The sequence below is a fragment of the Bacillus sp. EB106-07-01-XG149 genome, assembly GCF_058791555.1.
This window is the reverse complement of sequence record NZ_JBYTDP010000002.1, coordinates 507,923-517,027: the sequence shown is the minus strand read 5'-3', so window position 1 is coordinate 517,027 and position 9,105 is coordinate 507,923. Positions and strand designations below refer to the sequence as shown.

Genomic DNA, 9,105 nt, shown 5'->3' with positions numbered 1-9,105 from the left:
CATATTAGGAGGGTAAAACATGATCAAGCAATTAGTCTTAAAAGATATGATGTTGCAAAGAAAGTTAGGGTTTGCTTATCTTATATGTTTGTTTTTCCTTGCTATTGTTGATTTTCGTAGTGATAGTTTCCTTATGACGATTAGTGTATCTATACCTTTTCTTGGTATGGTACTGTCAATGAGTTATGAGGGGAAAAATAAAAGTGAGATGATAGTAAATAGTTTGCCGTTTGAGCGTAAAGAAATTGTCATAGCAAAATACATATTTGTAAGTATTTTAGTTGTTTTAGGTGGGATTTTCTCACTTGTAGTTGGTTTAATTCAGTTACAAAATGAACATATAACTGTATTTATGCTATGGGGAGAGATTCTTGGCGGAATAACGGGAGGATTGGTTTATAGCATGATTGTACTCCTAATCGAATTTTCAGTAGGATATAGCAGTGCAAAACAAATTGCTCCTTTCATCGGAATTGCATTTGGGTATTTAAGTGGATTGATTGTAAGTAACGTATGGTTAGATGTAGAGAATGCTTGCAACACGAGTCTAGTCGTAAATATTTGTTTTATAGCAGGACTCCTTCTTTTATATGTTATGTCTATGTTTTTCTCAATTCATTTGTACAATGAACGTGATTTATAAGGAGGGAGCGATTGTGAAGCAACTTATAATAAAAGACTTTATCGTGCAATGGAAATTTTTAATTTGGTACATACTGTATCCTGTTTTCTTTTATATGGCCGTAACAGATACGGAAAATCTGTTCATAATTATGTCAGTAATTTTTACAATTGGGGCAACAGTAAAAACATTTGAAGCAGATAGTAAAAATGAGAGTGAAGTTATAGTAAATAGTTTACCAATATTGAGAAAACAAATTGTGTATGCGAAATATATAGTAGCAATTATTACTCTTTTTATAAGCGTAACGGTTGGTTGTTTCACGATGGGAATGAAGAGTGGGGGTAACCTATTTGAATTTATTGAAACGACAATGCTTGCTAGTATTAGCTTTATTTTAATGTATTTAAGTTTTGTTTTACCAATATCGTTTTGGTTAGCGTATAAAAAAACTATTTTTATTGTGATTTTTATACTAATAGCACCTATGGCTGTTTCTTCTATTTTCTTTGGAATCAACCTAGAACAAATTCAGCTATATAACAGCTTGTTATTCATCGGTTCCATATGCATGTTCATAGCATCTATCTTCGTTTCAGTGAAATTGTATGAGAAGAGAGAATTTTAAAAGGTGCCTTATATAAGGCACCTTCTTCAATAACGACAATATGAAAGTAAGAGTTTATAAACAGAGAGGCTATTCGGTACAACATCTTTCGGAGTATGTAATATAAAGCTGAAAATGATAACGAGAATGAGAAAGAGGAAAAATAAAAATAGGATCTGCTTATGTATAGAATTTTGCATAGTATTCACTCCTTTTTTAGGTAGTATGTCCAAAGGAAAGGAGTGTATGAAAAATGTTAGGAGGGAGAATGATGAACAAAAGAAAATGGTTATATAGAATAGGGATATTTTTATTTTCAATCGGTCTCATATTAGCAAATTTTTATGCAGATATACCATCGCCATTTCCTAATTTGCATAAAGGGATTGGTATAAGCATTGTCATAGTTGGTCTTCTTTGTCTTATCACATCAAACTTCTACAGAAAGTCTGAATGAATATAAAAAAGGACAGTTACTCTTTTTCAGAAGTACTGTCCTTTTTAAATAATTTATTCCATAGTTTGGCGATACTCCATATAATGACGATTGCAATGGAGGCAATAATGGACCAAACAATAGATGCAATTTCAAGTGCCATGTTAGGAAGAAATGTAAGAATGGATACGACTCTATGAAACAACCATTCTATTATATGAAAACTGATTTGCAATAGAATGACGATCCCGAGTGTAATCCATGCTAACATTTGTTTTCCTTTTTCTTTCCACATGACAGTCACCTCACGTTAGCTTAATAGTTTTAAGCCAACAGCGCCGCATAGAATGCAACTTAAGAAGGCAAGACGACGCCAATCCGCTGATTCGCGGAAAATAAGAATACCTAGAAGTGCACTTCCCGCAGTTCCGATTCCAGTCCAAATCGCGTAAGCAGTTCCCATCGGTAACGTGTTCATCGCAAGAGATAAGAAGAAGAAACTTACGCCGAAGTTAGCAATTAAAATAACTTTTGGTGCCCAGCCTTTCTTTTCAGTGGCTACTTTCATAAAGAGTACACCAATAATTTCACAAATACCAGCTAGAATTAAAAATACCCAAGCCATTTTATGCGGCCTCCTTCGCTTCTTTTTCTTCTGTTACTCGTTTTAAACCAATTACGCCAAAGAAGATTAAACCAATTAATAATACTTTTACAATAGAGAAAGGTTCTCCGAAGACGAAAATCTCTGTAAGAACGATTCCGCCAGCTCCAATTCCTGTGAAGACTGCGTATACAGTGCCGACAGGTAAATCTTTATAAGCTCTAAATAATAAGACGAAACTAATTGTAATTAATAGCGCAACACCAGCCCATTCAAGTGGTGCCTCCGCTTTTTTTAGTCCAATCACCCAAAAGATTTCAATAATACCAGCTATGATTACATAAATCCATGCCATATGTCATTTCTCCTTCCTACCAGTCGTTAGGTAAAGGGCTTAAAAACGACGCATTGCAAAGGAGCAATCCGTCAGTTTGAAAGGCCTCGCCAAAATACTTGCCAAGAGGCGTTTAAACGAGTCTCAAAGCGATTTAAACCTGCGAATAGTAGTTCAACCATAAGTCCGTCTAGTAAGCATAGAAAGGCTTCTAGAGCGTCTTCTACTTCAATGTTATGCAGTTCACTTTGCTCGTTTGCCCGTTTAAATATAGGGAATAAAAGTTTTCCGACGTTCTCAATGTGTGTATTCGCTTTTTCGATAATTTGTTCGCGAAATGCATCGGGCGGAAAATAAGAAGTTCGTAACCAAAACATTGATTCTTCGCTTTCACCAAATCGTTTTGCATAGCCCTTTAGTAACTGTAAGAGCGATTCTTCAGTAGACGAATTTGAAAAATTTTTGATATCGTCTGTGAAGCTTTGTAAATCTTTTTGAAGAGCGGATTCTAAGCATATAAAATATAGCTCTTCTTTTCCTTTAAAGTGTGCGTAAATCGATGGTTTTTTAATCCCAACTTCTTGAGCAATATTTGCTAATGAAGTTCCTTCGTAGCCGTAGCGTGCGAAATGAGAAAGTGCTACAGCTTTAATGCGGTTTGCTGTCATTTTCATCCCCTACCTACCGTTCGTTAGGTTTATTATATGAGATGGAAAATATAAAGTCAATAGGTGAAGAGCTGAAAAAGAGCGCTACAGGTAACGCTCTTTTTTTAGACAGTATCTCGCCCAATTAAATGGAATGAAAGCTCTTCTGCCTTCCCAGCAATTTGCTCGCTTTGGATTTGTTTATGGAATAAAGAAAAAGCATGTGAGCCCATTGCGAGACCGGGGTGTTCAATTGTGGAAATTTCTAACGCCTTTGAAATTTCATGATTATCAAATCCAAGGATAGCAAGTTCTTCAGGGACTCGAATGCCATATTTTCGCGCCTCTGTTAATAAACCAGCTGCAACTTGATCGTTCGCTGTAAAAATAGCGGTTGGGCGATTTTTCATGTTTAAAATGCGATGAAGTATTTTTGCACCATCCTGCATCGTATAGCATTGATGAAAAATCCAATCTGGATGTACCGTTTTACCTTCGTTATGCAGCGTATCAGCAAATGCTTTTTCGCGCTCTATAGAATTTGCACTCGTTTTTCTTGCTAAACAGATTCCGATTTTTTCATGGCCTTTACTGAGTAAATAGGCAGTGCCGAGACGGAAGCCTTCATAGTGATCTACGTAGACGGATGAAATGAGGGGATGCTTTATCTTTTCACATGAAATAATAGGGGCAAATTTTGCGAAAGGTTCAATTTGTTCCCAAGAACTCGTTCGAGAGCAAATAATCATTCCATCGAATTGTTTCATTTTCATCATTTCAAGAACACGAATCTCTTCGAGGCTATCGTAATTTGTTTGACATAAATTAATGTGATATCCAGCTGCTAACGCTTCGTTTCCGATTCCTTCAATAATTGTACTGAAGTATGGAAGATTAATGAAAGGGAGCATAACCCCGATTGTATATGTTTTTCCCTTTATTAAATGAATAGCATTTATATTTTTTGCATAGTTCAATTCTTCAACAGCATCTAGAACACGCTTACGTTTTTCTTCTTTTACGTAAGGGTGATTATTAAGGACGCGGGAAACAGTTGATATGGATACACCAGCGGTTTTTGCAATTTGTTTTATATTGGCCATATGTATCACCTCTTTCCTTTATTATAAAGGGAAAATAATAAGAATGAAAAAATCTTGACCTGAAAAGCTTTTCACAAACTATGTTATAAACATGACTTCTGTTATTCGCGTAACCTTTTTAGTTGAGCGTGAGAATGATGGGGGTCTTTTTTGCGTCTATAAAAGAATTTTTGTCAAAATGTGTGAGAATAACGTGGAAAGTTTTCAAAGGGGGAGTTTGTAAATGAGGCGAATATGAATAGCATACAAAGTGAAACTTTAATCAGTCGGGCATGTCCCGCGGATTATTAGCTCCACCAATCGGGCATTAACGTTTTATTCATAAAGAGAGCGGTATGAAGAAAGGGCGGAAACAAATTGAAAAAAAGAATCATTTGTTTCGTGTTTTCTAGTCTAGTGCTAAGTTCATGTTCGTTTCAGCAAACGATGCAAGAAGAAAAAAATTTTGTGGGAACAACAGGGGGAGCGATGGATCGTGTTACGGATCCTATTCCGCTAAAGGAGCTTCCGAAATATTTTCCAGTGAAATTTAAAGTTCCGGCGTTTTTACCGTATGACATTACGAGTGATGTGAAGGGGGAAGTTAGAGCGATTGGGAAAAAGAACGCTGTCTTAATGATTAAATATAAACAGCGGGAGCCAGGTAGAAATGAGTATATTGAGTTAAATGTTGCGAACTTTCCTTATAGTTTTCCGGATCTCGTGGAAGAGAAGCGATTTCAAGAACAAATGAAATTGAATAGTGGAGCATTCGCTTATTTTAAAAATAAGGATGACTCTGGGCGAGGAGATGAATTCGCTACGCTTATTTGGAAAGAGAAAGGACTTGAATATCAGCTGCTGTATCGTAATGTGCAAGAGAATGATAAAGATGTGATTAAGCAAAATTTAGTATACATTGCGAATAATATGGAATGAAAAAACTAGCTGAATGATTCAGCTAGTTTTTGTATGTTATTATTTCTTTTTAATTTTTCCAGTCCACGTTTTGAATCCACCTTGTAACTGGTAGAAATCTTTGTAGCCTTGTTTCTTTAAGTATTGAGCTGCACGACCAGTACGAAATCCGCTTTGGCAGTATAAGTAAACTGGTTGATCTTTGCGAAGTTCTTTATGACGAAGGCGAATTTGTGATAATGGAATGTTACGTGCGCCTAAAATATGTCCTGCAGTATATTCGTCTGCTTCGCGAATATCGATAAGCTGTGCTTTGCGGTAGCCAGCGCGAAACTCTTCTTCTGAAAGTGTTTTAATTAATTTTCTCTGATAGAAATACATCCATACAGTGTAGCCGATGAACGCTACGATTACGGCTAATAAAATAATCCAAGTTGTTGACACGGTTCTATCGCTCCCTTTTTTCTTATCCTACTTTCAATATTATAATGCCCGTATGTATTTATGCAACAGATTCATTTGCATATAAGAAGAAATTTCGTATTCTTTCACAAATTTTGTCGAATTTGGTAGACTAGAGAATGTGAAAAATAATTGGTTATATGAGGTGCAGGATGGGAAAAGAAAAATGGTGTTATATTAACTCTGGTCAATGTTCACCGGCATTTAATATGGCGTTAGATGAATGTTTATTAAATTGGCAAAGTGAAAAGAAAATGCCACCAACCATTCGTTTTTATGAATGGGAAGTACCAACATTAACAGTTGGGTATTTCCAGCGTGTTGAAAAAGATATTAATATGGATGTAGTTAACGAAAAGAAATATGGATTCGTTCGTCGTCAAACAGGCGGCAGGGGTGTACTACATGATAAAGAATTAACGTACAGTGTTATTGTGTCTGAAGATCATCCAAATATGCCAAAAACAGTTACAGAAGCGTATCGTATTATTTCGCAAGGTTTATTAGACGGTTTTAAGGCATTAGGATTAGAAGCATATTATGCAGTTCCAAAAACAGAAGCAGACCGTGAAAATTTAAAAAATCCACGTTCAGGCGTATGCTTTGATGCACCATCTTGGTATGAAATTGTAGTAGAAGGAAGAAAAATCGCAGGTAGTGCTCAAACACGTCAAAAAGGTGTGATTTTACAGCACGGATCGATTCCGTTAGAAATAGATTTAGATGAATTATACGATCTGTTTTTATTCCCGAATGAACGTGTAAAAGAGCGTATGAAGAGTATGTTCTCTTCTAAAGCGGTAGCAATTAATGAATTAACAGACCGTACGTTTACAATCGAACAGTTAATTAAAGCGTTTGAGGTTGGGTTTGAAAAAGGATTAGATGTAGAGCTTGTTCCGTATGAATTAACAGAAGAACAGTTACATGAAGTGCAAACATTAGCAAAAGAGAAGTATGAAAGTAAGGAATGGAATTATAAAAAATAAGAGGTGGCAATTGCCACCTCTTATTTTTTTATAGTAAATTAAGTACTTTTTCTACTTTGATTCCTTTATCTTGTAAAGAACGAAGGCGATTTACAACGTCCATAATTTCTTTGTCAAATGTGACGCTAATACCTTGGCTTTGTAGTTCTTGTTTTAAGCTTTCAATAGAATCATCTATGTCGATGCCAAGCTCGTAATCTTGACAAACTTCAATTGTCTTTTTCACGAGTTTCACATAATTTTCTTGTAGTTTTGTATTTGTTTCAGTCAAAGCAGGTTGCTTCGGTTTTGCAGGCGCGACCGGTGCTGTCTCTTGCTTTGTAACTGGAGTTGGTACTGCTTTTTTCACAGGTGCTGGAGTAGATAATTCCACAGCAGCTTCTACACTTACTGGCTTCGGTGTTGGTACCGGAGTAGGTTTAGGTGCTGCAGGTGTTTCTACTCGCGTAACAGGTTTTGGAGCCGGTGTAACTGCTTTTGGAGCTTCTACAACAGTTTCTTCTTGCTCAGCAGCTTCTTTATTCTCTTTGCTCCACATAACGCGTTCAACTTCTAGAGAAACATTGTTTTTGTTCATCGCTGTTAATGTAACTTTACCAACTTCAGCGTTTCCAGTGAAATCAACAATTTTATAAATAACACTCTTGTTCCAATCCACGTTTCCGCTCAAAAATAATTCTTCGTTACATTTCGGCGTTAAGCCCTCGATTTTAATTTCTGCGTTTACACCGTTTTCACTATATACCATAATTAGCGAAGCATTTACATCTTCGTCTGCTAACATTAGTTCACGTACCATTTTGCCGGTGCGTACTTGCGTTTTCTTCTTAACTGACATCTAATTTCTCCTCTCAAAAATTCAGTAATAATAAAAAAATCGTATAACGAAAAATAATTGCTCACGAAGATTTATGATACCGATAATAAAAGCATCACGTCAACAATTAACTTTAATTATTTTGCATTTTTCTTATTTTCTTTATGAAATTTTTCAATTTGTAAAATTAGACAGAAGAAAAACAGCCTTTTGAAAGGCTGTTAAAATTTAGATGTTTTATATAAAAATTTGTACAAAATATAAAAAGAAAGTGTAACAAGAGCACCTTGCCAAATAGATAAATTATAAAATAAGTACGGTTTCGTTTTAAAAAATACGTTTAAAAAAACTGATAAGACAAAAGGTACGAATACTGATAATAAGAGAATTGCTTTTTGTTTCCAGGAAACCAGTATTGTAAAAGAAAAACGTCTAAACAAGGAAAAAGTTATGAAAGCACTAATTGTTAAAACGATAGCAGATAATATTGTTCCAGGAATACTAAATGGAATTCCTGAAGTGTTTGTATCTGAAAATAGTTTTTGCATAAGAGTACTGAATGTATCGTATCCAATTTGAATAGCTAATAATAAACTAACTGCAAATCCAATAACGGCAGCTTGTTGGAGAGAATTTTGATGTTCTGAAGAGCTAATCAATTCATCGCAGTAAGTTTTTAAATCTTCCCCGAAAATATCATGTGCATTTTTACCGTCTTCTTGCGCTTCTAAAAGATGATCCAATATTTCTAAAAGTAATTCCTCCATTTGCTTTTGAGGAACGCTAGTAAGGCGTAAATAAATAAGCATATCACCATAAACAGCTTCGTTTTCAGCTGTTAATAAATTTCTTTTTTCATTGTTTAACTTAATCAATTCTTTTTCAGTCATCGTATCGTCACTCCTTTTTAAAGGCTAAATATTCTTTTTTGAAGAAGATTTTGTATAGTGCATAGCAAGAGATGGCAAGTAAAGTGCCGATCCAAGGTGAGATTTGTAATGTAGTATAGGGCTGTTTAATAAATAAAAAGGAAATACCGATTAATAGTATCCATAGGCTATGGCGTATTAAAAAACTGCCTATATGCCTCCAAATAGTTGTTTTGTTTTTAAATAAATCAATGTTAATAAAGTCGAAAACAAAACGTATGATGAGATGTATGGACAGTATAAATGCGAGCAGATAAATGAAATCAATGTGTACAAATTTAAAACGTGCTTCATTTGAAAATAGGGGGAATACCAATGCAATTACGGAAGAAATAGCAAAGTATATTGCTAACAGATAACTAGTTATAAATAAAGGAATCGATAATTGTTCCCATAAACTTGGCTTCGGTAGAGCAGCAATTAGTTCGTCACAGTATGCCTGTAAGTCGTCGCCAAAAATATCATAAGCACTTTTTTCTTCTTGCTGGGCTTCAATAAGATGATCTAGAATTTCAATTAGTAGTTCTTCCGCGTGGTACTCTGGCACTTTAGCTAAGCGGATGTATATTAACATGTCGCTATAGGCGTTTTCATTTTTCTTAGTTAATAATTTACGCTTTTGGTTATTTAGTTCGATTAAATCTTTCGCCTTCATTCC

General features: G+C 35.2%; 14 protein-coding genes. 5 read left to right on the top strand and 9 right to left on the bottom strand.

Annotated elements, in window-relative coordinates; all coding sequences use genetic code 11:
• The first annotated feature begins 19 nt into the window (after window positions 1–19).
• From AC3WTA_RS08755 to AC3WTA_RS08745, 3 genes are all read left to right on the top strand, one after another.
• The gene (locus AC3WTA_RS08755; protein ID WP_000595364.1) at window positions 20–643 is read left to right on the top strand and encodes an ABC-2 transporter permease; all 624 of its coding nucleotides are present in this window, start codon (window positions 20–22) and stop codon (window positions 641–643) included.
• Between the two features lie 10 nt (window positions 644–653).
• Complete coding sequence (locus AC3WTA_RS08750) at window positions 654–1,250, top strand: ABC-2 transporter permease (protein WP_492332890.1); 597 nt, start codon at window positions 654–656, stop codon at window positions 1,248–1,250.
• 247 nt (window positions 1,251–1,497) lie between these two features.
• Window positions 1,498–1,686: a hypothetical protein gene (locus AC3WTA_RS08745; RefSeq protein WP_002008512.1), complete on the top strand. Its 189-nt coding sequence runs from the start codon at window positions 1,498–1,500 to the stop codon at window positions 1,684–1,686.
• Window positions 1,687–1,702: 16 nt separating this feature from the next.
• Here the strand turns inward: AC3WTA_RS08745 and AC3WTA_RS08740 are convergent, their stop codons facing one another.
• From AC3WTA_RS08740 to AC3WTA_RS08720, 5 genes are all read right to left on the bottom strand, one after another.
• The gene (locus AC3WTA_RS08740) at window positions 1,703–1,960 is read right to left on the bottom strand and encodes a DUF3975 family protein (protein ID WP_000265393.1); all 258 of its coding nucleotides are present in this window, start codon (window positions 1,958–1,960) and stop codon (window positions 1,703–1,705) included.
• Window positions 1,961–1,975: 15 nt separating this feature from the next.
• On the bottom strand, window positions 1,976–2,290 hold the full coding sequence (locus AC3WTA_RS08735) for a DMT family transporter (RefSeq protein WP_000312623.1): 315 nt from the start codon (window positions 2,288–2,290) through the stop codon (window positions 1,976–1,978).
• Between the two features lies 1 nt (window position 2,291).
• Window positions 2,292–2,624, bottom strand: a complete 333-nt coding sequence (locus AC3WTA_RS08730) for a DMT family transporter (RefSeq protein ID WP_000312344.1) — start codon at window positions 2,622–2,624, stop codon at window positions 2,292–2,294.
• Window positions 2,625–2,695: 71 nt separating this feature from the next.
• Window positions 2,696–3,277 carry a TetR/AcrR family transcriptional regulator gene (locus AC3WTA_RS08725; protein ID WP_002096317.1) on the bottom strand — a complete coding sequence of 194 codons (582 nt, stop codon included), beginning with the start codon at window positions 3,275–3,277 and terminating at the stop codon, window positions 2,696–2,698.
• A 98-nt stretch (window positions 3,278–3,375) separates the two neighbouring features.
• Entirely contained in the window at window positions 3,376–4,353 is a 978-nt protein-coding gene (locus tag AC3WTA_RS08720; RefSeq protein WP_001273971.1) for a LacI family DNA-binding transcriptional regulator, read from the bottom strand.
• Between the two features lie 381 nt (window positions 4,354–4,734).
• On the opposite strand from AC3WTA_RS08720, the gene AC3WTA_RS08715 reads away from it, so the two are divergent.
• Window positions 4,735–5,271, top strand: coding sequence for a hypothetical protein (locus AC3WTA_RS08715; protein WP_033657729.1), 537 nt, complete (start codon window positions 4,735–4,737; stop codon window positions 5,269–5,271).
• A gap of 39 nt (window positions 5,272–5,310) precedes the next feature.
• On the opposite strand, the gene AC3WTA_RS08710 is transcribed toward AC3WTA_RS08715, so the two are convergent.
• On the bottom strand, window positions 5,311–5,694 hold the full coding sequence (locus tag AC3WTA_RS08710) for a rhodanese-like domain-containing protein (RefSeq protein WP_000108656.1): 384 nt from the start codon (window positions 5,692–5,694) through the stop codon (window positions 5,311–5,313).
• A gap of 170 nt (window positions 5,695–5,864) precedes the next feature.
• Between AC3WTA_RS08710 and AC3WTA_RS08705 the strand changes: the two genes are divergently transcribed.
• Window positions 5,865–6,701 (top strand): lipoate--protein ligase family protein, encoded by an 837-nt coding sequence (locus tag AC3WTA_RS08705; protein ID WP_000514071.1) that lies wholly within the window; start codon window positions 5,865–5,867, stop codon window positions 6,699–6,701.
• A gap of 28 nt (window positions 6,702–6,729) precedes the next feature.
• On the opposite strand, the gene AC3WTA_RS08700 is transcribed toward AC3WTA_RS08705, so the two are convergent.
• From AC3WTA_RS08700 to AC3WTA_RS08690, 3 genes are all read right to left on the bottom strand, one after another.
• Window positions 6,730–7,539 carry a hypothetical protein gene (locus AC3WTA_RS08700; protein ID WP_000111928.1) on the bottom strand — a complete coding sequence of 270 codons (810 nt, stop codon included), beginning with the start codon at window positions 7,537–7,539 and terminating at the stop codon, window positions 6,730–6,732.
• Window positions 7,540–7,739: 200 nt separating this feature from the next.
• Window positions 7,740–8,408, bottom strand: coding sequence for a DUF1048 domain-containing protein (locus AC3WTA_RS08695; protein ID WP_000136515.1), 669 nt, complete (start codon window positions 8,406–8,408; stop codon window positions 7,740–7,742).
• A 7-nt stretch (window positions 8,409–8,415) separates the two neighbouring features.
• Window positions 8,416–9,102: a DUF1129 family protein gene (locus AC3WTA_RS08690; protein ID WP_000644720.1), complete on the bottom strand. Its 687-nt coding sequence runs from the start codon at window positions 9,100–9,102 to the stop codon at window positions 8,416–8,418.
• Between the last annotated feature and the right edge of the window lie 3 nt (window positions 9,103–9,105).